Source organism: Veillonella sp. S13054-11 (assembly GCF_002959795.1).
Taxonomy (GTDB): domain Bacteria; phylum Bacillota; class Negativicutes; order Veillonellales; family Veillonellaceae; genus Veillonella; species Veillonella parvula_E.
On the sequence record NZ_PPCY01000006.1, the window covers coordinates 66,694 to 92,012 of the forward strand.

Sequence of the window (25,319 nt, forward strand, 5' to 3'; positions counted from 1 at the left end):
GTAAATGTATATGGTGAAGGCCTCTTTTTAAAGAGGCTTTCACCAATATCTCTATATGGCATCCTTTGATGCAGTGATTTAAAGAAATGAGGGCACTCTATTATGATGCGAATGATGAACAACAAGGCGAATGTAAAGATTTTTTCCATCGTCATTGCTGCAATTTTTATTGTTGGTATTGGTGCGTTAGCTTATACGCAAATGGCTTCGCCTAGTAGTAATAGTGGGACTAGTACTATTGGGGTTATCGATACATCTCGTATGTTGTCTCAAGATAATCCAATTTATATCTCTGCAGCTCAAGAGTATATGAGCTATCAAAGCCAATTACAACAAGAAACGCAAGCTAAAATTGATGCAGCACAAGATGATGCTACTAAACAAAAAATCGCTGAAGAAGCGCGTCAAAACCTAGCTAAAAAAGATCAAGAAATTGCTAAATCCGTTCAAGATAAAGCTATGGAGGCTGCAAAAGCGGTTGGTGATGCTAAGGGTCTTAGCGTTGTTATGACTAAAGATACTGTACTATATGGCGGTGTTGACATTACAGATCAAGTATTGAAAAAACTAGCTACTGATGCAAAAAAATAAACTGTAGTTCTATGTAAGGGAGAACGACAATGAACGGGAAACAACGATATATAGGACTAGTCATATTTCTCGTTGCTGCAATAAGTGCTATGGTTTGGGCCTATGGTTTTGTAACAAATCGCCAACAGGGTCCTGATGGCATGTCAATAGGTGTTGTACGCATTGATGATGTACTAGAGTTTAATCCATCCTATGCGGATTATAAACAAGCCAAGAATGAACTGGAACTTTTACAACGTCAATATGAACTTGAACAACAAGCCTTAAATGCCAAGTCAGAGACACAAGATGAACAGTTGAAAACACTTGCACTGGATTCAACCTTGTCAGATGCTCTTACGGTAGAATTGCAAACTCGTATTGCAACAAAAGAAAATGAACTAAATCAGCAATTAAATTCGAAGCGCAATGAATTGACTCAAAAGTATTTAGCTGAGTTAAAGGTTAGTACTAATGAATATGATCTGGAAATCGTAAACCTTCAATTAGACTTATATGCCTATGATGCACGTGTATATATAGATGATGCACAAAGGGCGGCGGCTATGGCTGAAAAGGCTAAAAAAGAAGAAAGATTAAAAGAATTATTAGCTAAGAGAAAACCGTCGGATTTCGATGTGGATTCAATTAAAGCAAAGGTACAGGCTGAGCTTGCTCCAATGCAACAAAAAGGGCAGGAAGAGCTCAATCAATACGCTGCATCCCTACAGAAGGAATTAGCTGAGAAACGTGACTCCATGGTGCAACAACAAGCACAAGCCATCATTGCTAATAATAATCTGCCTGTGGCGCAAGATTGGAATGATACATGGGCAAAAAAACTTTCAGATAAAGAAGCTGAAGTGAGTGCACTTCATGAGGCTATTTTAGAAGATGTTCGTATGCGTGTAACAATTATTGCTGAGGAACAACATTTAGATTTAGTCATCATCGATGATGGTGGTAATATTAAAGGGCTTGATATTACTGATGCAGTGAAGGCGTCTTATCGAGTTCAATAAGGAGTTATATTATGAATAAACGTATTAAATCTTTAGTATTAAGTGTAGCTTTAGTAGCTTCTATGGCTATCTTAGGTGGTTGTGGTTCTAACAATGTTGGCTATGTGGATAGCGTGAAAGTAGCAAATAGTACTGAAAAAGGTATTGAAATTACTAAAGAGATTAACGCTAAAAAAGCGGAATTAGATGCTAAAATTGCTGCTGCTGATGAAGCATCTAAACAAAATGTATTTAACCAAGCGAATCAAGAATTAAATGCCTTTGCAAATGCAAAAGCACAAGAATACCGTCAATATCAAGAACAAAAAATCAATGAACTTGTGAAAGAAAAAAAACTTGATGTTATTATTGAAAAAGGCGCTGTTGTTGGTGGTGGCTCTGATGTAACCGATGATTTGATCACAAAAATGGGTAAAGCTTCTGACGATCAAATCAAAGAAGTTGAAAATGCGGCTAAAGCCCAAGAGCAACAAGATGCTCAGCAAAATGCACAGCAAGCAGATCAAGCTACAACAAGTACAACTGAAGCTGCACAATAATTGAGGATTACCACAGGGGGAGGAGTTTGCCTTGGAAAAAACTTTACAGGAACTCGCAAATTTAGTAAGCGGTCAACTTATAGGGGATGAGTCTATTGTCATTACTGAGACACGTAGCTTTGAACAAGCGGTAAAACAATCCATAACTTTTGCAATTGGTGAATATGTTGAACATATTGCGTTATGCCAAGCGGGTGCTGTTATCGTTGAATCAGAAGTAAAAAATGCACCGATGGCGCAAATCGTAGTTGATAATGCAAAATCTGCATTTGCCCAAGTGCTAGAAGTATTCCATCCACCTGTTGTAGTTCCCCGTGAAGTGCATAGTACTGCTATTATTGGCAAGAATGTTACACTTGGTAAAAATGTAGCTATTGGTGCCTATTGTGTTATTAATGATAATGCTGTTATCGGTGATAATGTAACGATTCGACCTTATGTATATATTGGTCATAATGTACGAATTGGGGAAGATTCTGACATCTATGCGGGTGCTATCGTACATGAGAACTGTATTTTGGGTAAACGCGTTGTATTGCGTGCTAAAGCAGTTATCGGTGGTGAAGGTTTTGGTTTTGCCACAGAAAATGGTATTCATACGCATATTCCTCAAGTAGGCAATGTTATTCTTGAAGATGATGTAGAAATTGGCTCTTGCACTACTATCGACAATGCTACAATGGGATCTACCTTGGTACGCCGCGGTACCAAAATTGACAATCTTGTTCACCTTGGCCACAATGTTGAGATTGGAGAAGATTGTTTCTTAATCGCACAGGTTGGGATTGCAGGTAGTACAAAATGTGGTAACCATGTAATCTTTGCAGGACAAACAGGCTGTACAGGTCATATTACAATTGGAGATAATGTACAATTTGCAGGTAAAACAGGAATTACTGGCAATGTGCCTTCTAATTCTGTTATGGCTGGGTATCCAATGAGACCTCATAAAGAGTGGCTAAAATTGGCTGCTTACGAGAATCGTTTGCCAGAAATGGTGAAAACTGTAAAACAATTACAAAAAGAAATTGACGCTTTGAAAGCACAGCTTAAGGAGAGCTAATAATCCATGTATAGGTTTATGAAAATCTTTAGTGCCTTTATTTGCTTATTACCTAAAGGTTTGCAATATGCTATTGGTACATTGCTTGGTGAAATTGCGTGGTTAGTGGTGCCACCTAAACGCAAGCGCCTGGCGATAGGCCAAATTTTATTCTGTAATATTACAGATGATCCTAAAGAAGCTCGACGTATTGCGAAAGCTAGTACTACACGCTTTGGCCGTATGATTATTGATGTATTGCGCTATCCTGAAATTAAAGATGGCGCATACAAAGATATGGTGGAGTTTATTAATCGAGAGTACTTAGATGATGCCTTAGAAAATGGTCGAGGTGCAATTTTAGCTGCTGTTCATAGTGGTAACTGGGAACTTTTAGGTGGCGTTCTTGCTTCTGAAGGATATCCGCTGATTTCTGTGGCTATGAAACAGAATGGTGATGCCGATAAGTTTATCAATGAATATCGTCGGATTATGCATCAACATGTGACCTATAAAACAGGTGTTCGTGAAATGATTAATGAACTAAAAAAAGGTGCATTTTTAGGCCTTATTATGGATCAGGACCCTGGTGATGATGGCGTTCTTGTACCATTCTTTGGCTATGAAACATTGACGGCTGCGGGGCCAGCTGTACTGGCTCGTATGCAAGATGTGCCTATTATTTTTGTAACCATACATTATAGCCCGTTTTCTGAGAAATATGAGATTGAAGCACATCCACCAATTTATGTGGAACGTACAGATGATAAAAAGCGTGATATAGCGGTAACAACAACTCGTCTAAATGAGTTTATTGAAGATTATATTCGACGATATCCTGAAGATTGGTTCTGGCTTCATAACCGTTGGAAATGGACTCGTCGTTTTTATGGTGAACAAATAGATACACCACCTGATGTTTTTCAATAGTTAATAATTTTAAAGAGATTTTGTTTATGCGATTGTGGAATCTTCAAGATGAAACTGATTCCTACTAGCATGGATGAAATCTCTTTTTATTTTATAACTTATAACTTAGTGTTTAAAAATAATCTATTAAAATTTTAAAGACTAAGAATAGTCTTTCCAATTAGCGTAATATATGGTAAATTTCTTGTAACGCCTATGCAAATAGGGTATAATACATATTGGTGTATAGTAAACGTGAATTCGGATTATGAAAGGACATTCTTATGAGTAAGCCACAACAAACAATAAAAAAGGCTGTTTCATATCAAGGGATTGGCCTTCATAGCGGTGAACCAGTACATATGGTTTTTAAGCCTGCACCTGAAGATACAGGAATTGTGTTTGTCCGCACGGACATTGAAGGGCATCCTTCTGTGCGAGCACACATTGATAATGTGACGAACACTATGCGCGCTACCACGCTGGAAAATGGTGAAGCAAAGGTATTTACTGTTGAACATGTGATGGCAGCGTTCAGTGCTATGAATATTGATAACTGTTATATTGAAATGGATTCTCCAGAACCTCCTGTAGGTGATGGTAGTAGTGCTATTTTTGTCAATCTTATTGAAGAGGCTGGCATTGAAGAACAAATAGCATCACGTCATATATACAAAGTGACTCGATCTCATGCTGTTTATGATGGGGATCGTTTTATTGTGATTTTGCCATATGATGGCTATCGCATGACTTTTACATCAATTAACAGCCATCCGTTGCTTGGTACGCAACAATGTGATTTTGAAGTATCGCCTGAGTATTTCAAAGCACACATTGGATCGGCTAGGACTATCGGATTTATGAAGGAATTGGAACAATTACAGGCCATGGGGCTTGCAAAAGGCGGTAGCCTAGATAATGCATTAGTCTATGATGATGAGAAATGTCTATCTATACCACGCTTTGAGGATGAATTAGTTCGCCATAAAGCATTAGATGTTATAGGGGATTTATTCTTGTTAGGACCGATTGAAGGCCATGTAATTGCTTTGAAATCGAGTCATGAATTAAATTCAAGATTGGCTCGCAGTATAATGGAAGAAATAAGGGAGACACAGCCATGATTCTTAATCACGAAGATATTTTAGAAATTTTACCTCATCGTTACCCAATGCTTTTGGTTGATCGCATTGTTGAGTTAGAACCTATGAAACGTGCTGTGGGTATTAAAAATGCTACATTCAACGAATTGTTCTTCCAAGGTCACTTTCCAGGGAACCCCGTTATGCCAGGTGTATTATTGACTGAAGCTATTGCTCAAGTCGGTGGTATTGCATTATTGTACCCTGAGGAAAATCGTGGTCTTACTCCTATGTTTACAGGTATTGATAAAGTGCGTTTCCGCCATCCTGTAAAACCTGGCGATCAAGTTCGCATGGAGGTAGATATTGTTAAAATTAAAGGTAAAATGGGCAAGGTTGAAGGCCGTGCCTATGTTGGCGACAAATTGTGCGCTAGCGGTGAATACATGTTTGCCCTTGTATAATAGAATGAGGAGTGATTGTAGTGATAGTTGTAGGCATGGAAAATGCGGAATCCAACATCCATAGTACAGCCATAGTCCATCCAAATGCTAAATTGGGCAAAGATGTAATCGTAGGTCCTGGCGCTGTTATCGGCGAACATGTCGAGATTGGCGATGGCACACAAATCGGTGCACATGTTGTAATTGGTGGTTGGACAACCATTGGTAAGCGTTGTGAAATTTATCCTAACGCATCTATTGGGTTGGAACCGCAAGATTTAAAATTTAAAGGCGAAAAAAGCTATTGTAATATTGGCGATGAAACGGTTATTCGTGAATTCGTAACTATTAGCCGCGCTACTGGTGAAGGTGAAGAAACACGTGTAGGCAATAATTGTTTACTTCAAGCCTGTACACATGTGGCTCATAACTGTATCGTTGGTAATAATGTAATAATGAGTAATTGTGCTGGTCTTGCAGGGCACGCTATCGTTGAAGATCGCGTGGTTATTGGCGGCCTTGCAGGTATTCATCAATTTGTTAAAATCGGTCGTAATGCAATGGTTGGCGGGATGGCTAAGGTGGTACAAGATATCCCACCTTACGTAATTGCTGATGGTCAACCGGCACGTGTTATCGGTCTAAACTCTGTAGGCTTATCTCGTGCAGGAATTTCCGAAGATGTACGACGTGATTTGAAACAGGCATTCCGTATTATTTATCGTTCTGGATTCAGCTTATCTAAGGCGATTGAAGAAATGGAATTACAATTGGATTCTTCCGTAGAAATTGAAAATTTATTACGCTTCCTACGCAATGCTGATAGGGGAATTATGCGTACTCGTCGCGACTAATTATGAGGACCTCGTACAATGTACGAGGTCTTTTTGTGTGCATTATCACTAGTTGAGTTTTATATCAATGATTAATTTACATTATATTTTTATATTTATAGAAAAGTTTTGATAGATATAATCGTAGATTTTTTAGTGCTTAAAAGGAATAAGGGAATTATAATAAAATGATGAAGAAAAGGGCATAAACCATGGCTTTTTAATGGTAAAAAGTAGCTATTTATAGTACAATATATTGTATATGATTATGTCTATTTTTAGGCCTTTTCATAGGGAACTTGAAATTACTAATTGATATATAGGCCGTGAGGCCATCTAGGAGGTATAGTCTTGGCAAAGGTAGGATTAATTGCGGGCATAGGTGTTTTGCCTGTAGAATTCATGCGTGCCGCTCATGTATTGGGCCACGAGGTGGTTGTTATCGGTGTGGTACCTGATATAGACCCGGCTCTAAAGGCTGAGGCTGATGCTTTCTACGATATTGGTGTTGCTAAACTAGGTAAAATCTTCAAAACCTTGAAAAAAGAAGAGGTTGAAGAGTTAACCATGCTTGGGAAAGTTACTAAAGAGATTCTTTTTAAAGGTCTTACGTTTCCTGATTTAAAAACATTAGGTGTTTTAAAGCGTCTTAAAAATCGTAAAGATGATACGATTATGCTTGCCATCGTTGATGAAATAGAGCGAGAAGGCTTTAAAGTATTAGATCAAACCGTATACTTAAAACCATTTATGCCAAAGGTTGGAGTGCTTTCAAAAGCACAACCTACAGATGAGCAATGGGCTGATATTTGTTTTGGTTTTGAACTAGCTAAACAAATGGGTGCCCTTGATATAGGTCAAACTGTTGTTGTTAAGCATAAGGCGGCCATGGCTATTGAAGCTATTGAAGGTACTGATAAGTGTATTTTACGAGGTGGCGAGCTCGGCCGTGGGGATGCGGTTGTCGTTAAAACCGAAAAACCAAATCAAGATGTACGCTTTGATGTGCCGGCAGTAGGCATAAAAACGCTCATGTCTATGATTGATAGTGGTTGTAAGGTACTAGCTGTAGAAGCGGAAAAGACTATTTTCGTACAACAACAAGATGTGCTTGATATGGCAGATCGTCATGGTATTGTTATCTGTGCTGTTGACCAAGAATTTGTAAATTCCAGAAAGGATGCATAATGAAAGTCATGTTTTCCGCCGGTGAAGCTTCCGGCGATACTCATGCGGCAAGTGTAGCCAATGCATTGAGAGAAATAGATCCTTCTGTAGAAATGTTTGGTATGGGTGGCACCTTGATGGAGCGTGCTGGTGTTCGTATCGTGTATGATATTAAGAATCTTGGTGTCATTGGTATTGTAGAGATTGTGAAATCATTGCCAAAATTCTTTAAGTTGCGCACGTATTTGAAACGCGTCATGATGAAGGAGAAACCAGATATTCTCGTTTGTGTAGATTACCCAGGTTTTAATATGAAATTAGCTGCGGTGGCTCATGAACTGGGGATTCCTGTTTTGTATTATATTGCTCCAACGATTTGGGCATGGCATAGTAGTCGAGGTAATACAATCCGTAAGTATGTAACTAAGGTAGCATCTATCTTTCCATTTGAAGCTGAAGCATATCGCAAGTATAAATGTAATGTAGATTTTGTAGGGCATCCTTTACTCGACATCGTACATCCTACGATGACTAAGGATGCGGCCGAAGCATACTTCGGGGCTCGCAAAGAGGCTAAAAAGGTATTGCTCATGCCAGGCAGTCGTAAACAAGAGGTTTTATCCTTACTTGATACGATGTTAAAAAGTGGTGAGCAATTGATGGCGAAGCATGAAGATATTCAATTCTTCTTGCCTCGAGCACATACAATTGATCGAAGTGAGCTAGAAGAATTTATCGATGCTCATAAGGTGCCTGTTACGATTACGGAAGACCATACATATGACTTGATGCAGATTTGTGATGTGTGCCTTGCTGCATCAGGAACGGCTACATTAGAAACGGCGATGATGGAATTGCCAACGGTATTATTGTATCGTGTATCTCCAATTACGTATGGTATTGGTAAGATGGTTGTGAATGTAACACATGTGGGCTTGCCTAATATTGTAGCGGGTAAAGAAGTCATTTCCGAATTATTACAAGATGCTGTCACTCCAGACGCAATTGTGTCTTTGGTAGAACCATTGCTCAGCGATGTAGACAAAAATGAAGCTATGCGCAGTGAATTGCGCGAAGTACGTCATAAATTAGGTGAGCCGGGTGCAGTAAAACGGGTAGCACATCTTGTATATAATCTCGGTAAGGAGAAATGTAATGAATAGTTATTCTAGGCTCTTATACTTTGTAAAGCCTTATTATAAGCGAATGCTTTTTGCAGTATTCTGCATGATTGTCGCTGCTGCTGCCTATTTGGTAGTACCTTGGCTAATTAAGAATGTAGTAGACCAAGTATTAGATGAAAAGAATATGTTTATGTTGAACCTTATTGTAGGTGCTATTATACTCATTTTCCTAATTCGTGGCTTTGCTACCTATGGTCAAACTTATAACATGTCCTACATCGGACAGCGCGTGATTATCGATGTACGTGAGGCTATTTTTAATCATCTACAAAAATTAAGCTTATCCTATTTCGATCGTCGTAAGACGGGCGTTATCATGAGTAATCTTACAAATGACGTAGCTGCATTGCAAACGGCCGTGGTAGATAACTTGATTTCTTTTATCACTGAATCTGTAACACTTATCGGTTCCTTGGTGTCCATGCTTCTCATTGACTGGAAATTGACGTTAGTTACTTTTATTACGGTTCCCGTAGTTTTAGTGATTATCAATGTTTTTGGTAAGAAGCTTCGCGTGGCAGGGCATGATGTCCAAGGGCGTGTAGCTGATATTACGGCACTTTTACAAGAGGTAATTAGTGCAGTTCGCGTTGTAAAATCCTTTGCTCGTGAAGATTTTGAGCGTAAGCGCTTTGAAGATGAAAATGATCGCAATTTTAAAGCAGTTATCAAAGCTACTAAATTGACTAGCTTGTTAAGCCCAATGGTTGAGTTTTCTGCGGCAATCGCTGTAGCGGTCATCCTTTGGTACGGTGGTTACTCCGTAGTAACAGGTGCTATTACTGCAGGTTCTTTGATTGCTTTCTTGATTTATGCTATTAACTTGTCAAATCCCGTAAAACGTTTGAGTCAAGTATATGGTAATATTCAAAAGGCGTTGGCTGCTGCTGATCGTGTATTTGAGATCTTAGATACTAAAACAGATGTTGTGGAGAAACCTGATGCTATTACATTGCCTGCTATTACCGGCAATGTGGAGTTTAATGATGTTTCTTTCTCCTATGATGGAGAAAAGGCTGCCTTAGAACATTTTACCTTGTCTGTTAAGGCTGGTGAAAGTGTGGCCCTCGTTGGTCCATCTGGTGCAGGTAAGACAACTCTCGCGAACTTACTACCTCGTTTCTATGATGTAACAGGTGGTTCTATTACAATTGATGGTTACGATATAAAAGATGTTACTTTTAAATCCTTGCGTGAACAAATTGGTCTTGTACCACAGGAAACCGTATTATTCAATGCTACAATTAAAGAGAATATCTTGTATGGACGTTTAGATGCTACTGATGAAGACGTGTATGAAGCGGCTAAAGCGGCTAACGTACTTGAGTTCGTTGAGAAGATGCCTGATGGTCTCGATACAATTGTAGGCGAACGAGGCAGTTCATTATCTGGTGGACAACGTCAACGCGTTGCCATCGCACGCGCTATTTTAAAAGACCCTCGTATTTTAATTCTAGATGAAGCTACATCTGCTTTAGATACGGAGAGTGAAAAACTTGTGCAAGAGGCGTTAGATCGCCTTATGAAAGGGCGTACGGCATTTGTTATTGCCCATCGATTGAGCACTGTTCAAAATGCTCATCAAATTGTTGTACTCAATCAAGGCCGCTTGGTAGAGCAGGGGACTCACCAAGAGCTATTAGCTATTGACGGCGGATTGTACAACCATCTTTATTCCGTTCAATTCTCCAATAAAGGATAACCATGTACTGGATATATAACGTATTGCTCATATTCTATTGGATTGGCTTGATTCCGGTTATTTTATACCGACTTGCCTTTGAAGATGGATTTTATGAGCGTATCAAACAGAGTGCAGGCTATATGCCAGCTTCACTATTAAAAAAAATTGAAGGGCGTCGTGCTATTTGGATTCACGCCGCTTCTGTAGGGGAAATTGTGGCTACCAGTCCATTGGTAAAAGAAGTCAAAAAGGAGTTTCCTGAAGCTGTTGTGGTCGTGTCTGTAGTTACTGCTACTGGTCATGCTATGGCTCATCGTATCATTCCTGAAGCAGAAGGAATTATTTTCTTTCCCCTTGATTTACCATATTTAACTCGTAAAATTTTACATATTATTAAGCCGATTACTATTTTACTTGTAGAAACTGAAATCTGGCCAAACTTCTTGCGTATCGCCGAATCGGAAAATATTCCAGTTATGATGGTTAATGGACGCATTTCAGATCGCAGTATGAAACGTTATAAGTATATCAGTGCTTTTACACGTGAAATGTTACGTTCTATTGAGCGTTTTTGCATGCAGTCCAAATTTGATGCGGCGTATATTGAAAGTTTAGGTGCTCATACACCTGATATTACCGTAACAGGTAATATGAAATACGATCAAACATATGCCACCGTATCATATGAAGAAAAACAAGCTCTTCTCGATGAATTTGGCTTTGGGAATAATCATCCTATCATTATTGCAGGTAGTACTCACAAAGGTGAAGAAGAGGCTATTTTTGAAACCTTCAAGCAAGTATTGAAAGAGTATCCACAAGCTCGTTTATTGATTGCACCTCGTGAGATTTATCGCGGTCATGATGTGCAAAATATTGCAAAGCGTTATGAATTGAGTGCTATTTGTCGTAGCGATATGAAGGAGCCTGTTCACGAAGGCATTCCCGTTGTTGTTTTAGATACCATTGGTGAACTTGGACGACTGTATAGCTTAGGCGATATTATCTTTGTTGGTGGTTCCCTTGTTAAAACTGGAGGCCATAATATTTTGGAACCAGCTGCACATGGTAAGCCAATTTTGGTTGGGCCTCATATGTTTAACTTTAAAGAAATTTTCGCCTTATTAAACTCCCGAAATGCTTGTGAGCAAGTGAAGAATGGAAAAGAGTTAACCGCTATGGTCTTGCGGTTATGTAATGATAGAGACTTGGCTAAAAAGATGGGGCAAAACTGCCTGGATATCATTAAAGAAAATCGTGGTGCTACGCGACGTAATACACAAGAGTTGCGTTTGCTATTTGAGAAACATCAAATTATTCCGTAGTAAGACTAAATTTGTAGATTAGTTTACTGTATTACATAATAGGAGGCGTCACCTATGAGTGGGGAAGCATTATTCAAATCCATCGTTAGTGGTGAAGATCAATCCGTATTAGGTGATATAGCTCGCTCCAGTTTAGGCCTTTTGAGTAAAGGTTATGAGAAAGCTGTATCAATACGCAATGCTCGATTTGATGAGGGTAAAGGCGTTACGAAAGTTACAGTGCCTGTAATCAGCGTTGGCAACATTACGGCTGGTGGTACTGGAAAAACACCGATGGTGCGATTTATTTGTGATGTGCTTACTCAGAAGGGCCTTCATCCTACTGTTCTTAGTCGTGGGTACCGTGCAGAAGATAATAACAAAAATATTATTATTTCTAAAGACGGAACAATGCTTGTAGAGCCATCTATCAGTGGTGATGAGGCTTGGTTACTGGCTAAGGTTTTACAAAAATCCAATGTAATTATTGGACGTGAACGTTCCAAATCTGCAGAAATCGCTATTAATGAGCTAGGTGCCGATTGTCTTATTATGGATGATGGATTTCAACATCGTGCACTAGCAAGAGATATTGATATTGTACTAATTGATGCATCCAATCCGTTTGGCTATGAACATGTGTTACCACGGGGACTATTACGTGAACCCCTTAGTGGTTTACAGCGCGCGGATATTATCGTTCTTACTAAGGTTGATCAAGTAGCACCAGGTATTGTATCCGGCATTCGAAAGCGATTAACTCAGATGATTCCCAATATACCTGTCTATGAAACAACACATAAACCGCAATTTATGTACACCTTAGATGAGTGGGCTAATGGTTCTGTTGGGGCTTCTGTAGATGCTTACAAGGAACAACGCATTATGGCTGTAAGTGGAATCGGAAACCCTCAATCCTTTACACAAACGTTAACTGATGTAGGGTATAACGTTGTTCATACCTTGCCATTTGGAGATCATCATGACTTTTCAAATGATGATGTAGTTGAGATTTGGAAACAAGCATTTGCTCATCAAGCTGATGCTATTTGTATTACAGAAAAGGATGCAGTTAAGTTAAGTCAGTTGCATGCAATTGAAGACTTAAAAATACCGATTCTGGTGCTATCTATAGGGATTGAATTTGTTTCTGGAAAACAAGAATTCATAGAAAATTTAGAGATTTAGTGTATAATAATAAGATACACGAATAACAGAAATGGGGTTTTATCGTGAAGTTTGGATGTGTTATTCCTGCGCGTTATGGTTCTACAAGATTACCGGGCAAACCATTAGCTGATATTGCAGGTAAACCTATGATTGAACGGGTTTATGCAAGGGTATCACAAGCTACAAAGACAGTATGTACAATTGTAGCCACTGATGATAACCGCGTATATTCTGCAGTACAACAGTTTGGGGGAACTGTTATGATGACAGATCCTAATCACCCTACAGGAACGGATCGATTAGCAGAGGTTGCTAGTCATTATACAGACTTAGATGTTGTTATCAATGTCCAAGGTGATGAACCGATGATTGATCCAAATCTTATTGATGACTTGGCACGTCTATTTGAGGAAGATCCAAACTTGCAGATGGCCACAGTAGCTACTCCTTTATTAGAGGAAGAGTACGAGGAGCCATCAGCGGTAAAGGTCATTTTAAATAATCGTAATGATGCGATGTATTTTTCTAGATCTTTAATCCCATATCCTCGCCATGATTTTGTGCGTCCGCCACTAAAACATATTGGCATCTATGCATATCGTAGAGAGTTTTTATTAAACTACGCTAAGATGGAGCCAACTCCGGCGGAGCGAACAGAATCTCTAGAACAATTACGTGCTCTAGAGAACGGTTATACAATTCGTGTTATTTTGACAAATAAACGATTTATCGGTGTTGATACACCTGAAGACTTAGCTCGTGTTAATGCAATTTACGAGCAAGAGGAGAAATAAATGAAAACAGTTCAAATTAAAGATATTACTGTGGGTGGCGGCAAGGGTTTATTTGTCCTTGCAGGTCCATGTGTTATTGAGGACTATGACCGCACATTAGCTATCGGTAAACGAGCAAAAGAGATATGCGAACGTTTAGGTGTTCCCTATATCTTTAAAGCTTCCTTTGATAAAGCTAATCGCTCTAGCTTTAGTTCCTTCCGTGGACCAGGTCTTGAGGAAGGGTTAAAAATGCTTGCTTCTATTAAGAAGGAACTCAATGTGCCCGTTGTCAGTGACATTCACTCTATCGAGCAAATTGAACCTGCAGCTGAAGTATTAGATATTCTACAAATTCCAGCTTTTTTATGCCGTCAAACTGATCTTGTTTACGGCGCTGCTAAAACTGGTAAATGCGTAAATGTTAAAAAAGGTCAATTCATGGCTCCTAAGGACATGGAAAATGTTCTTAATAAAATGAAAGAAACAGGTAATGAAAATCTTATGCTTACCGAACGTGGTTTTAGCTTTGGTTATAATAATCTCGTAGTTGACATGAGATCCTTCCCAATTATGCGTTCTTTCGACTATCCAGTAATCTTTGATGCTACTCATAGCGTTCAATTACCAGGTGGTGCAGGGACTAAATCTAGTGGTAACCGTGAATTTGTACCAAATTTGGCACGTGCGGCTGTGGCTAGTGGCGTAGATGGGTTATTCTTTGAAGTACACGATAATCCTGAGGAAGCATTGTCTGATGGTCCTAATATGTTGTATTTAGATCAATTTGAAGCTGTGCTTCGTGATTTAGTAGCTATTGATAAAATCGTAAAAGGTTAGGGGCGGTATTTGTGACTATTTTAGAACAAGCGGCACAGGTGCTTCATGAGGAAGCTCGTGCTATTGAAGAATTAAGTTCTCGTTTGGATCACAATTTTGTAAATGCTGTAAATATGATTTTGGCTTGTAAGGGCCGTGTAGTATGTACAGGAATGGGGAAATCTGGTCATATTGGTCGTAAAATTGCGGCTACCTTGGCTAGTACAGGGACACCGGCACTTTTTATGCATCCTGGTGAAGGCGTGCATGGTGATCTTGGTATGATTACTGAAGATGATGTAGTGTTAGCATTTTCTAATAGTGGTGAAACAGGAGAAATCATTAGTATTTTGCCGTCTCTGCGCCGCATAGGAGCTAAATTAATCTGTGTTGTAGGGAAACCAGAGTCTACATTAGCAAAAAATTCTGATATTGTATTGTTGGCAGAGGTAGAACGAGAAGCTTGTCCATTGGGTTTAGCACCTACTACAAGTACTACTGTTGCTCTAGCACTAGGTGATGCATTAGCAGTATGTTTATTGGAACGCCATCATTTTACTCCAGAAAACTTTGCTGTATTCCATCCAGGTGGTTCCTTAGGTCGCAAATTATTGTTGACTGTAGAAAATATCATGCATGGTGGCGATGATAATCCAACAGTATTTAGAGGGGCTACCGTTCGTGATGCACTCTTTGTAATGACAGAAAAAGGGTTAGGTGCTACAAATGTTATTGATGAAGAAGGACATTTGTTAGGTCTAGTGACTGATGGTGATGTGCGTCGTGGACTTGATTCTGGCAGCAATTTTTTAGAATGGCCCGTAGAGGATATGATGACGTCTATGCCGCGTACGATTACAAAGGATAAATTGGCCGCAGAAGCGCTTCATTTGATGGAGAAAAATCAACCTCGCCCTATCACCGTATTACCTGTGGTTGATACTAATAATGTATGTCTTGGCATTGTTCACATTACGGATTTATTGCGTAGAGGCATTGTATAATGAATATTCAATGGATTGTTCTCGATGTTGATGGAGTTTTATCAGATGGCACTCTAATTTATACATCGACTGGAGAAGAGCTCAAAGCCTTTTCTGTAAAAGATGGTTTAGGCTTGACTGCGGCTCGTAAATCAGGGATAAAGTTAGCAATTATTACGGCTCGTGTATCTCCTATGGTAGAGCGCCGTGCAAAGGAATTGCATTTTGATGAACTTCTTATGGGGCATGCTAATAAAACTGAAGTATTAAGAGCTCTTTGTAAAAAACATCAAATCGACTTAGCTTCGGTTGCTTACATGGGTGATGATCTTAATGATTTAGGAGCTCTTCAACTCGTAGGTTTGCCGATGGCACCAAATAATGCGGTATTAGAGGTTAAATCAATAGCTAAATTTATTTCTACCGTCAATGGTGGACATGGTGCTGTTAGAGAGGCTGTAGAATATATCCTGAAGAATCAAGGTTTATGGGATTCTGTTGTTGCAGATTATGCGCGAGAGGCCCATGCTCATGGACAATAAAGGAGGTGGGCAGAATGAATAACGAATGGCAATACCATTTAGTTAAAGGCATTAGTTGGCTTGTTTGTCGACTACCATACAAGCTCATTTTGCTCATAGGCGCTTGTTTAGGTCCTGTATATGGGCTAATAGCGAAGAAGCAAAAGCTTAGAGGCATAAATAATATTAAAATTGGCATGAATATGAACGATCAAGAGGCGGAACAATTAATTAATAAGTTGTTCAAAAATCTCGGTCGCAGTGTTATGGAAGTATTATACATGCCAAACCTGACGAAATCCTTTATCAATAAACACATAGAGATGCGTGGTGTTGAACATTTAGAAAAGGCCATTGCTGAAGATAAGGGAGTTATCGTTCTTACCGGCCATGTAGGCAACTGGGAATGGATGGGGGCTGCTATGGCGGCTCATGGATATCCTTCCACTACAATTGTTAAGAAACAACCTAATGCTCAATTCACACGCCTTATGAATGAATATCGTGAGATGGTGGGGCTTGACGTATTTGCTAGTGGTGGCAACGAAATCGTTTCTGCTGCTAAGGCTTTAAAAAAGAAAAAACTTCTTGGATTCTTAGCTGACCAAGATGGATATATAAATGGTTTACCAGTTCCGTTTTTGGGACAAGATTCATCAGCTGTTATGGGACCAGCAACATTTGCAAAGAAATTTGGCTCTCCTGTAGTACCTATTTTTGCATCTCGTAAGCCTGAAGGAGGACATATCGTTCATATCTTGCCGGCATTACATTATGAGGAAACTGGCGATGAAGATGTTGATATGTATCGTCTAACTGAAGCCTGTGTACGTGTTACGGAAGAATTTATTCGTGAACATCCAGATGAGTGGCTTTGGTTCCAACATCGTTGGATGACTAAGATGGATCAAATTATTGATTACGATAAGAAGATAGCTATACGGGAGAGAGCGCATGAAAAACAATAAAAAGTTAATTGCCATTGTGGTCGCTATAGTATTAGCTCTAATCGGTCTTATTGTATTTATTATGAAAGACTCTAATGAGGCTAATTCCACTCAAAATCAAAGTGGACAACTCGTTAATTTCCAAGGTGCGGACTTGCAAGAGGAAAAGGATGGCAAGTTAGTATGGGCATTATCGGCTGAGAAGATTGAATATGACCCGCGTACAAAAGCTATCGTTCTGACCAATTTGAAAGGTCTGTTCTATCAAGATGATGTGACTACTACGATTACAGCTCCTCATGCTGTACTGACGGGTGATCGAAACTCTCTTGATATTGATCAAGGCGTTACTGCTACCAATACGGAAGGTGCAGAATTTAAAACTGAGGCCCTTCATTTTGATAACAAAACGAAAACATTGACATCTAAAACGGCTTTCACTTATAACAGTAAGGATGTAACCCTCACAGGTGACAAGCTTGAGGGCAATATGTCTTTAAAAATTATTAAAGCCATTGGACATGCGAAATTAACAAAGAAGTAATTGAGAGGAAATATGATGAATAAGAAAAAACAGATTGGTATGGCTATATTAGCTGTACTCATGACCGCATCTGTTACAGTTTGGGCTGCAAATGATCCGTTGACTATCAGCGCTGATACATTGTCTTATGATGGCAATTCAGGTCGTGCAGATGCAACAGGTAATGTTGTTATTACCCAAGCGGATAAAACTATGACTGGTGCCAAGGGTTGGTACAATACAAAAACTCAAGAAGCAAATCTTGATGGTGGTGTATCTATGATTGGTTCTGATATGGCCATGTCTGCTCAAGCGGTTCACAGTTACAATAATAATAAATTCACTGCTAATGGTAGCGTTCATTTACAACGTGCTGATCGCCAAATCTTTGGCGACAGTGTTGAGTATAGTACTGACTCTGAATACGGTCTTGTTACAGGCAATGCCCGTTTGATTGCTGAAGGGACAACCTTAACCGGTGATAAGGTAGAAGGATGGATGAAGGAAGTTCGTGCTGTAGCGCAAGGTAATGTTACCTTCTCTAATCCTGAACGAAACGTGTCTGGTTCTGCTGACCGAGCTACATATACACAAACGCCAAACCAAAATGATGGAGTGGTACTCTTATCGGGTTCTGCGCATGCCGTTCAAAATGGTAATGTACTGAATGCACCGGAACTGAAAATTCGTTTAGCTGATGATTCTGCTGAAACATTAGGTGGACGTAGTACACTCGTCATTGTTCCGAATAAATAAGGATAATATATGTATATAGAAACCAAAAACTTAGTTAAAACCTTTAGCGGACGCAATGTAGTAGATGGGGTTAGTCTACGCGTTGATAAAGGCCAAGTTGTAGGTCTATTGGGCCCTAATGGGGCCGGTAAAACTACGTCATTTTATATGATTGTAGGCATTGAAAGACCGAGCTCTGGCATCATTACCGTTGATGGCAAGGATATTACAAATATTCCTATGTATAAACGGGCTGCTGAAGGGATTGGATACCTACCACAAGAGGCATCAATCTTTCGTTCCATGTCTGTAGAAGATAACATTCGTGCCATGCTACAGATTACGGCAAAAAAGCCTGATGAGATTGAAGCTATCGTGGAATCATTGATTGAAGAATTTCATATTGGACATGTCCGTGACCGTATGGGGATGCAATTATCTGGTGGTGAACGACGTCGTGTAGAAATTGCGCGTTGCCTCGCCTTAGAGCCTAATTTCATCCTTCTTGATGAACCTTTTGCAGGTGTCGATCCAATTGCAGTTGCTGACATTCAACAAATTATCTTACATGTTAAGAACCGAGGTATTGGTATCTTGATTACAGACCATAATGTTCGTGAAACATTGGGGATTGTAGATAAGGCTTATATTTTGAGTAGTGGTAAAATCCTCCTAGAGGGTACCCCTGATGAAATTGCGAATGATCCAATCGCTCGTGAACATTATTTAGGGGATAACTTTAAATTATAGGAGGGGCTATGAGATTATTAGATAAATATATTTTAAAAGCCTTTGTAGGCCCATTCCTATTTGGGGTTTTTGCTTTTACTAGTATTTTTATTGGTACAGGCACATTGTTTAGGATTGCTCAATATATTACTGAATATGGAGCGCCATTGTTGCTTGTCATGCAAGCATTTGTCTTGGCTTTACCAAGTATTGTTATCTTAACATTCCCAATGTCGGTTTTATTGGCTTCTCTTATGACCTTTAGTCGTTTGAGTAGCACTAGTGAAATCGTTGTTATGCGTGCTGGTGGACTAAGCTTTTTACGCTTGGCCATGCCCGTATATATTATTGCACTCATCATTTCCATTGGGGCTGTAGCATTTAATGAATTTGTTGTGCCTCGTACAAATCATATGTATCAAACGATTGTGCGCGAACAAATCATGAAAAATGCATCACCTCAAACACAAAATCATATCGTGTTAAAAACGATGAATGGTGATGAGCTAGGCACATTGATGTATGCTAAGAGCTATGATGCTGAAACCAAACAGTTGTCCATGATTACGGTTCAACAATTTGGGGAGGGTGGCAAGTTACAACAAGTTGAAAATGCAGATACGGCTATTTGGAATGGTCAATATTGGGTGATGCAGAATGGTATCATCTATGATTTATCAGCTGGTAATGGTGTTGAACGTACCATGAAATTTAAGGAGCAATCCTTGCCGATTAAGTCTGCTCCAAAAGATATTCAACAAGATCAACGTAAGCCTGAGGAATTGACGATTAAGGAGTTACGTCACCAAATCAGAGCTTATAAGGCTGCTTATACTAATGCTAATAAACTTGAAATGGAAATGTACCAACGCTTCACAATTCCGTTGGCAAGTTTTGTATTTGCTCTCGTAGGTGCACCTTTAGGCCTTCAAAAACAACGCTCTAGTTCATCTATCGGCTTTGGTATTAGTATTCTCATCATCTTTATTTATTATGGGGTGATGACCTTTGCTGGTGCATTAGGGAAAGGTGGAGCATTGCCAACCATATTGGCTGCATTAATACCGGATACATTAGGTATTATTGCAGGATTGTATTTGAATTGGCGCGTATCGAAATAACAGATTGTATTCTTAGGAGAAAGGAGGGACATGATGTTAGTAGGTGTCAAAATCTTAATAATTATCGCTCTTATGGGTGGTCTCATTGCTTACATGGGGGATAAGCTGGGCACTAAAATTGGTAAACGTCGTATGTCCCTCTTTGGATTACGACCTAAGCACACATCTATTATAGTCACTATTGTGACAGGCCTTTTAGTTGCAGCAGCTACGGTTGGAGTATTAACCTTTACGTCTCAAAGTGTAAGAACCGCATTGTTCGGTATGGATCAGTTGCGAGCTGATATGAAGCAGTTGAATAATGAGGTCGCTGCAAAGACGCAAGAACTGATTCGTGGACAGGCTTTGTTAGAACAAAATAAACAAGAGCTTGAAGAGCGGATGGCTGAGATCGAACAAATTCGCCGTGAAGTTGAGGCTACAAAAGCTGAATTGGCGAGTGCACAAGCTGCTAAAGATGCAACAGAAGCTGAGCTGGCATCTTTACAAGCCTCTTATGCAGAGGTATCTCAAAAGGTAGCTGAGCTTGAAGCAACACGTGCTAAGATGGAAGCCCATATTAAGAATCTACAAAATACACAAGAACAATTGCAAAATGGCATCATTCATTTACGGGAAGGAACCATTCTTTTCCAAGTAGATCAGCTATTAGCACAAGCTGTTGTACGACCTGGTTTAAGTGAAGAAGATAGTAATAATGCTATTAAACATATTATCGATGATACAAATAAACTTGTTTTGCGCCGATTAGGTATAGAGGATAATGGTCAATCCGTTGTGTATGTAGATCGACAAAATGTTGAGGTAGCTACTCAAAAGTTAATCAATTCCAAAACCCCTATGGTGGTTCAAGTTGTGGCTGCAGGAAATATTATTTCAGGTGAACCTGCAGTTGCCGTTATTCAAGTATATCCACAACAATTTATCTATAAAAATGGAGAGGTAATTCACTCTACAGTAATTGATGGGGGGACTAATGCTCAATCTTCTATGCTTCAATTCTTGAAACAAGTTAATGAGCGTGCTAAGGCAAAGGGGATTATTCCTGATTCCTTATCAGGTGATATTGGAACGATACCTGGTGATGATTTGTTTACAGCCATTAAGAGAATAAGCACTATGCGTGGTAAGGTTCATGTGGAAGCTTATAGTGATGGCGATACATATTCATCTGGTCCTGTTCATCTCAAGTTGCGTATTACTCAAATGCCAGATTTTAATGATAAGGCAAAAATACAAACTAATTAATATGATGAAGGTATGTTGGTTTCATACATTACAAAAGAAGGTCTTATGTAATTTTTAACATAAGACCTTCTTTTTATGTTAAAATATAACTACTGTACTTATAAAGGGGATAATCAAATGACTGAAAATACATATATTTTAGCAGTAGATCCAGGAAATGAGAAAACTGGTATAGCTATAGTCTCACCTTCCGGTGAGATGATATACCGTAAAATTATTTCTTCAAATACCTTCAATGAAGATATTGAGCGTGTTTTAACTGAATATTATGGTATCGTTCATATCGTTTGTGGAAATGGTACAAATCATAAACATTTGTATCCTTCTCTTCAACAAATTGGACGCAATCACAAGATTACAACTAGTTTAATCGATGAATCTCACAGTACAGAGGAAGCCCGTAAATTATATTGGCAATATAATCCTCCTACAGGGTGGCGTAAGATTATTCCTACATCTATGCAATTTCCACCAGAACCTGTAGATGATTTGACGGCTCTCGTTATTGGCTTACGCTATACGAAGCAATTAGCTCAGAACGAAGCGGCAATCAAAGAAGAAACTATGAGTTCAAGTGAGTTAGAAGAGAAAAGATTACATGCTATGGAGCAGTTATACGGAAAAGGAGATAATCATGACGAATGAAACTTCAACGCGTAACTGGTCAAACCTTATTATGCGTTGTGTAATGATGATTTTAGGGGCCTTCATCTATACGGTGGGCTTAGATTTATTTTTAGTACCCAACAGCATCATCGATGGTGGTGTAGTTGGTATTTCATTGATGGCTGCGGAACTATCTGGTATATCTTTTAGTATTTTCGTAGTACTTATCAATTTACCATTCTTGTATTTAGGCTATAGAGCAATCGGTAAAGGCTTTACCTTATCTACATTGTTCTCCATTGTCTGGATGGCTATATTTTCTAACTTTGCTCATGATTTTACACCGATTACGACAGATCCATTCTTAGGATCTATCTTTGGTGGTATAATCTTAGGTATTGGGGTAGGTCTTATTATTCGTAATGGTGGCTCATTAGATGGCTCTGAAATTGTAGCTATTATTTTTGATAAACGGTCCACCTTTTCTGTAGGCGAAATTGTAATGGCCATGAATTTAGTTATTCTTGGAGCAGCGGGCTTTGTATATAGTTGGAATAGTGCCATGTATTCCTTAATCGCTTATTTTATTGCTTATAAGATGATTGATGTGACCATAACTGGCCTTGAAGAATCTAAAGGGGTTATGATTATTACCGATGCAGATAATTCCAAGATTATTGCCGATGCATTAAATGCTAATCTTAATCGTGGTGTTACTATTATGTACGGAGAAGGCGGGTATTTAAAACAACCGAAACATGTATTGTATTCTGTGGTAACGCGGCTAGAAATTACAAGATTAAAGGATACCGTTTATGAAGTAGATCCTACAGCATTTATTACAATCCAAGACGTACATGATGTCTTTGGTGGGAGATTTACGAAAGGTGGTCATTAAGAGGAAACTATGAGTAATAAGTTAGGTAATACAATAGTAAAAGAGATATTAGATTGGATTTATGCTATTGCATTGGCATTAATCATTGCTATGGTAATTCATATTTTCTTGATTCAACCTACTAGAGTATCTGGGGAATCAATGGATGATACATTACACAATGGACAATATTTGATTGTTACCAAATGGCATCACATAATGAATGATATGCCCGAATATGGACAAATTGTTATTATTGATAGTCGTGTTAATCGTGTTCGTACATGGGTGGATGATGTAAAAGAACCATTGATGAACTATGCATCTGTTTTCAATAAATCAGCTCAAACAAATGATGTATGGGTAAAACGTGTAATAGGTAGACCTGGTGATGTACTAGAGTTTAAAGATGGGTATGTATGGCGTAACGGAGAGAAATTACAAGAGCCATATACAAAAGATACAAAAATGAATTATACTCGTTCTACACCTGTAACAGTTCCTGAAGGTCATGTATTTGTGATGGGGGATAATCGCAATCATTCTAGTGATAGTCGGTTTATCGGACCAGTTCCTGTTGATCATATTTTAGGATTTGTTTCTTATGCAATTTAATAATCGTGAAAGCCTATCTATGATGTTTTTCATCGTAGATAGGCTTTTTTATAAGTTAAGAAGGATTAAGTTACGTTGTATCTTGTGAAATGTATACTAAATAAAATTTACCGAGACTGCTAGGTTGAATCTAAATATATCACTTAGTAATCTTATAGAAAATAAACAATTCAAATATATAAATTAACTATATTTATTATATGATTTATATTTAATAAGTAATAATTATTAAATTTATGGATGTAGATAATAAAATTATCTATTATTTTAGTCTATAAAATGAAATTTTGTAAAATTAAATTTTTAGAAATACAGTAAAAATCTATGTTTTTAGGATAATTTTTATTCATGAAAGAAATTTCATAAGATTTAGTTGTGTAAAATGCTTTACAAAGTTTTGGGGTGGTGGTATATTCACATCAACAGAAAGGCTACGCTACAAAGAAGTGGAGCTAAGATAGATAATTTAGTTGAGGAAACATGGACACTCCTAATACATCTTTCATAGTGATACTACTTATGTAGTGAATGTCTTCTGCAAATATAAATTCTTATTTATGAGAAAGAAGGAATTCATTATGAAAAAACAATTCGCAACAATGTTAGCAGCAACAGCAGTGTTAGGTGTAACAACAGCATTTGCTGCAAATCCATTCTCCGATGTAACTCCAGACAGCTGGGCATATCAAGCAGTATCCCAATTGGCACAAGCTGGTATTGTTAATGGTTATCCAGATGGCACTTTCAAAGGCCAAAACAACATCACTCGTTATGAAATGGCTCAAATGGTAGCTAAAGCTATGGCTAACCAAGATCGTGCTAACGCTGAACAACAAGCTATGATTAACCGCTTGGCAGATGAGTTCTCTAACGAGTTGAACAACCTCGGCGTTCGAGTATCTCGCTTGGAAGACCGTGTAGGTAATGTAAAGGTAACTGGCGATGCTCGTATCCGTTACCAAGGTTCTGAAGACAAAGGCGTTTACAAAGCTAATAGTAAATCCTTAACTGACGGCCGTGCACGTGTACAATTCAACGCTAATGTAAATGATAAAACACAAGCAGTTGTTCGTGTAAAAGGTAATTACGAATTTGGTGACTCTACTAAAGGTTCTCAAGCAACAATCGATCGTGCTTACGTGGATCACAAGTTTGGTAGCAACGTATCTGCTAAAGCTGGTCGTTTCCAACAAACAATTGGTGGCGGTTTGATGTACGATGATACATTTGATGGTGCACAATTAAATGTAGGTAATGATAAAGTTCAAGTACAAGGTGCATATGGTTATATGATTGATGGTGCTGCTGATGGCAACTCCAAATCTGATAACCCATCTGTATCCTATGTAGGCTTAAAAGGTAAAGTTGGTAAAGAATCCTCCGTTGGTGGTTTCTATTCCAGATTATCTAGCGGCAACTTGAACCACAATGGTGTAACAGTTAATTCCGATAAACAAGATGTTTACGGTTTCAATGCGGACTTCCGTAAAAATAAATTGTGGGCTGGCGGTGAATGGTTGAAAGCTTCCAACGTAGATAATTCTCAAGCTTGGACAGCAGGTCTTGGCTATGGTAACTACGACATCGCTAAAAAAGGTACATGGGATGTGAAAGGTCAATACTTCAACCAAAAAGCTAATGCACCAATCGTAAGTTCCACTTGGGATCAAGCATATGATTTAACAAATACATCTAATGGTTACAAAGGTTACATGGCTAGCGTAGACTACGCAGTACAAGATAACGTAGGTTTATCCGCAGGTTATGGTTTCAACTCTAAAGACCAAAGCGGTAATGATCTTTCCGATTTCTACCGTGCAGAATTAAATTACAAATTCTAATTCCCTCACAAACAAAAAAAGACTTCTTCGGA

The 25,319-nt window shown here is 38.7% G+C and carries 27 protein-coding genes; all 27 read left to right on the forward strand.

Annotated features, from left to right (window positions below):
* Positions 1-102 precede the first annotated feature (102 nt).
* Positions 103-591, forward strand: coding sequence for an OmpH family outer membrane protein (locus VPHSUH08_RS06715; protein WP_004695463.1), 489 nt, complete (start codon positions 103-105; stop codon positions 589-591).
* A 29-nt stretch (positions 592-620) separates the two neighbouring features.
* Complete coding sequence (locus VPHSUH08_RS06720) at positions 621-1,592, forward strand: outer membrane chaperone Skp (OmpH) (RefSeq protein ID WP_021147878.1); 972 nt, start codon at positions 621-623, stop codon at positions 1,590-1,592.
* Positions 1,593-1,603: 11 nt separating this feature from the next.
* Positions 1,604-2,131, forward strand: coding sequence for an OmpH family outer membrane protein (locus tag VPHSUH08_RS06725; protein ID WP_105087054.1), 528 nt, complete (start codon positions 1,604-1,606; stop codon positions 2,129-2,131).
* Positions 2,132-2,162: 31 nt separating this feature from the next.
* The gene (gene lpxD / locus VPHSUH08_RS06730; protein ID WP_024061013.1) at positions 2,163-3,194 is read left to right on the forward strand and encodes a UDP-3-O-(3-hydroxymyristoyl)glucosamine N-acyltransferase; all 1,032 of its coding nucleotides are present in this window, start codon (positions 2,163-2,165) and stop codon (positions 3,192-3,194) included.
* A gap of 6 nt (positions 3,195-3,200) precedes the next feature.
* Entirely contained in the window at positions 3,201-4,103 is a 903-nt protein-coding gene (locus VPHSUH08_RS06735) for a lysophospholipid acyltransferase family protein (protein ID WP_004695471.1), read from the forward strand.
* A 263-nt stretch (positions 4,104-4,366) separates the two neighbouring features.
* Positions 4,367-5,206, forward strand: a complete 840-nt coding sequence (gene lpxC, locus VPHSUH08_RS06740) for a UDP-3-O-acyl-N-acetylglucosamine deacetylase (RefSeq protein ID WP_004695472.1) — start codon at positions 4,367-4,369, stop codon at positions 5,204-5,206.
* Positions 5,203-5,628 carry a 3-hydroxyacyl-ACP dehydratase FabZ gene (fabZ, locus tag VPHSUH08_RS06745; RefSeq protein ID WP_004695477.1) on the forward strand — a complete coding sequence of 142 codons (426 nt, stop codon included), beginning with the start codon at positions 5,203-5,205 and terminating at the stop codon, positions 5,626-5,628. The genes lpxC and fabZ overlap by 4 nt, the downstream gene beginning before the upstream one ends.
* Positions 5,629-5,648: 20 nt before the next feature.
* The gene (gene lpxA / locus VPHSUH08_RS06750; RefSeq protein WP_004695481.1) at positions 5,649-6,461 is read left to right on the forward strand and encodes an acyl-ACP--UDP-N-acetylglucosamine O-acyltransferase; all 813 of its coding nucleotides are present in this window, start codon (positions 5,649-5,651) and stop codon (positions 6,459-6,461) included.
* A 330-nt stretch (positions 6,462-6,791) separates the two neighbouring features.
* Complete coding sequence (locus tag VPHSUH08_RS06755) at positions 6,792-7,628, forward strand: LpxI family protein (RefSeq protein ID WP_004695483.1); 837 nt, start codon at positions 6,792-6,794, stop codon at positions 7,626-7,628.
* Positions 7,628-8,770 carry a lipid-A-disaccharide synthase gene (lpxB, locus tag VPHSUH08_RS06760; protein WP_105087055.1) on the forward strand — a complete coding sequence of 381 codons (1,143 nt, stop codon included), beginning with the start codon at positions 7,628-7,630 and terminating at the stop codon, positions 8,768-8,770. The genes VPHSUH08_RS06755 and lpxB overlap by 1 nt, the downstream gene beginning before the upstream one ends.
* Positions 8,763-10,493 (forward strand): ABC transporter ATP-binding protein, encoded by a 1,731-nt coding sequence (locus VPHSUH08_RS06765; RefSeq protein ID WP_024061012.1) that lies wholly within the window; start codon positions 8,763-8,765, stop codon positions 10,491-10,493. Before lpxB ends, VPHSUH08_RS06765 begins: the two co-directional genes overlap by 8 nt.
* Before the next feature lie 2 nt (positions 10,494-10,495).
* Complete coding sequence (locus tag VPHSUH08_RS06770) at positions 10,496-11,800, forward strand: 3-deoxy-D-manno-octulosonic acid transferase (protein WP_060919871.1); 1,305 nt, start codon at positions 10,496-10,498, stop codon at positions 11,798-11,800.
* Between the two features lie 54 nt (positions 11,801-11,854).
* On the forward strand, positions 11,855-12,967 hold the full coding sequence (gene lpxK / locus VPHSUH08_RS06775; protein WP_004695492.1) for a tetraacyldisaccharide 4'-kinase: 1,113 nt from the start codon (positions 11,855-11,857) through the stop codon (positions 12,965-12,967).
* Between the two features lie 44 nt (positions 12,968-13,011).
* Positions 13,012-13,743, forward strand: a complete 732-nt coding sequence (gene kdsB, locus VPHSUH08_RS06780) for a 3-deoxy-manno-octulosonate cytidylyltransferase (RefSeq protein WP_004698512.1) — start codon at positions 13,012-13,014, stop codon at positions 13,741-13,743.
* Positions 13,744-14,562 carry a 3-deoxy-8-phosphooctulonate synthase gene (kdsA, locus tag VPHSUH08_RS06785; RefSeq protein WP_004698452.1) on the forward strand — a complete coding sequence of 273 codons (819 nt, stop codon included), beginning with the start codon at positions 13,744-13,746 and terminating at the stop codon, positions 14,560-14,562.
* Positions 14,563-14,573: 11 nt separating this feature from the next.
* On the forward strand, positions 14,574-15,545 hold the full coding sequence (locus VPHSUH08_RS06790) for an SIS domain-containing protein (protein WP_058948513.1): 972 nt from the start codon (positions 14,574-14,576) through the stop codon (positions 15,543-15,545).
* Positions 15,545-16,066 carry an HAD family hydrolase gene (locus VPHSUH08_RS06795; RefSeq protein ID WP_004698460.1) on the forward strand — a complete coding sequence of 174 codons (522 nt, stop codon included), beginning with the start codon at positions 15,545-15,547 and terminating at the stop codon, positions 16,064-16,066. The genes VPHSUH08_RS06790 and VPHSUH08_RS06795 overlap by 1 nt, the downstream gene beginning before the upstream one ends.
* Before the next feature lie 14 nt (positions 16,067-16,080).
* On the forward strand, positions 16,081-17,013 hold the full coding sequence (locus tag VPHSUH08_RS06800) for a lysophospholipid acyltransferase family protein (protein WP_004698446.1): 933 nt from the start codon (positions 16,081-16,083) through the stop codon (positions 17,011-17,013).
* Positions 17,000-17,536: an LPS export ABC transporter periplasmic protein LptC gene (lptC, locus tag VPHSUH08_RS06805; RefSeq protein WP_004698432.1), complete on the forward strand. Its 537-nt coding sequence runs from the start codon at positions 17,000-17,002 to the stop codon at positions 17,534-17,536. The genes VPHSUH08_RS06800 and lptC overlap by 14 nt, the downstream gene beginning before the upstream one ends.
* A gap of 12 nt (positions 17,537-17,548) precedes the next feature.
* On the forward strand, positions 17,549-18,271 hold the full coding sequence (locus VPHSUH08_RS06810) for an LptA/OstA family protein (protein ID WP_004698437.1): 723 nt from the start codon (positions 17,549-17,551) through the stop codon (positions 18,269-18,271).
* Between the two features lie 9 nt (positions 18,272-18,280).
* Positions 18,281-19,000 (forward strand): LPS export ABC transporter ATP-binding protein, encoded by a 720-nt coding sequence (lptB, locus tag VPHSUH08_RS06815; protein WP_004695507.1) that lies wholly within the window; start codon positions 18,281-18,283, stop codon positions 18,998-19,000.
* A gap of 8 nt (positions 19,001-19,008) precedes the next feature.
* Entirely contained in the window at positions 19,009-20,100 is a 1,092-nt protein-coding gene (locus VPHSUH08_RS06820) for an LptF/LptG family permease (RefSeq protein WP_105087056.1), read from the forward strand.
* Between the two features lie 33 nt (positions 20,101-20,133).
* Positions 20,134-21,348, forward strand: a complete 1,215-nt coding sequence (locus VPHSUH08_RS06825) for a DUF3084 domain-containing protein (protein ID WP_004695510.1) — start codon at positions 20,134-20,136, stop codon at positions 21,346-21,348.
* 117 nt (positions 21,349-21,465) lie between these two features.
* On the forward strand, positions 21,466-21,993 hold the full coding sequence (locus VPHSUH08_RS06830; protein ID WP_105087076.1) for a hypothetical protein: 528 nt from the start codon (positions 21,466-21,468) through the stop codon (positions 21,991-21,993).
* Entirely contained in the window at positions 21,983-22,852 is an 870-nt protein-coding gene (locus VPHSUH08_RS06835; protein WP_058948515.1) for a YitT family protein, read from the forward strand. The genes VPHSUH08_RS06830 and VPHSUH08_RS06835 overlap by 11 nt, the downstream gene beginning before the upstream one ends.
* A 9-nt stretch (positions 22,853-22,861) precedes the next feature.
* Positions 22,862-23,446, forward strand: a complete 585-nt coding sequence (gene lepB, locus VPHSUH08_RS06840; protein WP_004695516.1) for a signal peptidase I — start codon at positions 22,862-22,864, stop codon at positions 23,444-23,446.
* Between the two features lie 578 nt (positions 23,447-24,024).
* On the forward strand, positions 24,025-25,287 hold the full coding sequence (locus VPHSUH08_RS06845) for an S-layer homology domain-containing protein (RefSeq protein WP_004695518.1): 1,263 nt from the start codon (positions 24,025-24,027) through the stop codon (positions 25,285-25,287).
* Positions 25,288-25,319 lie beyond the last annotated feature (32 nt).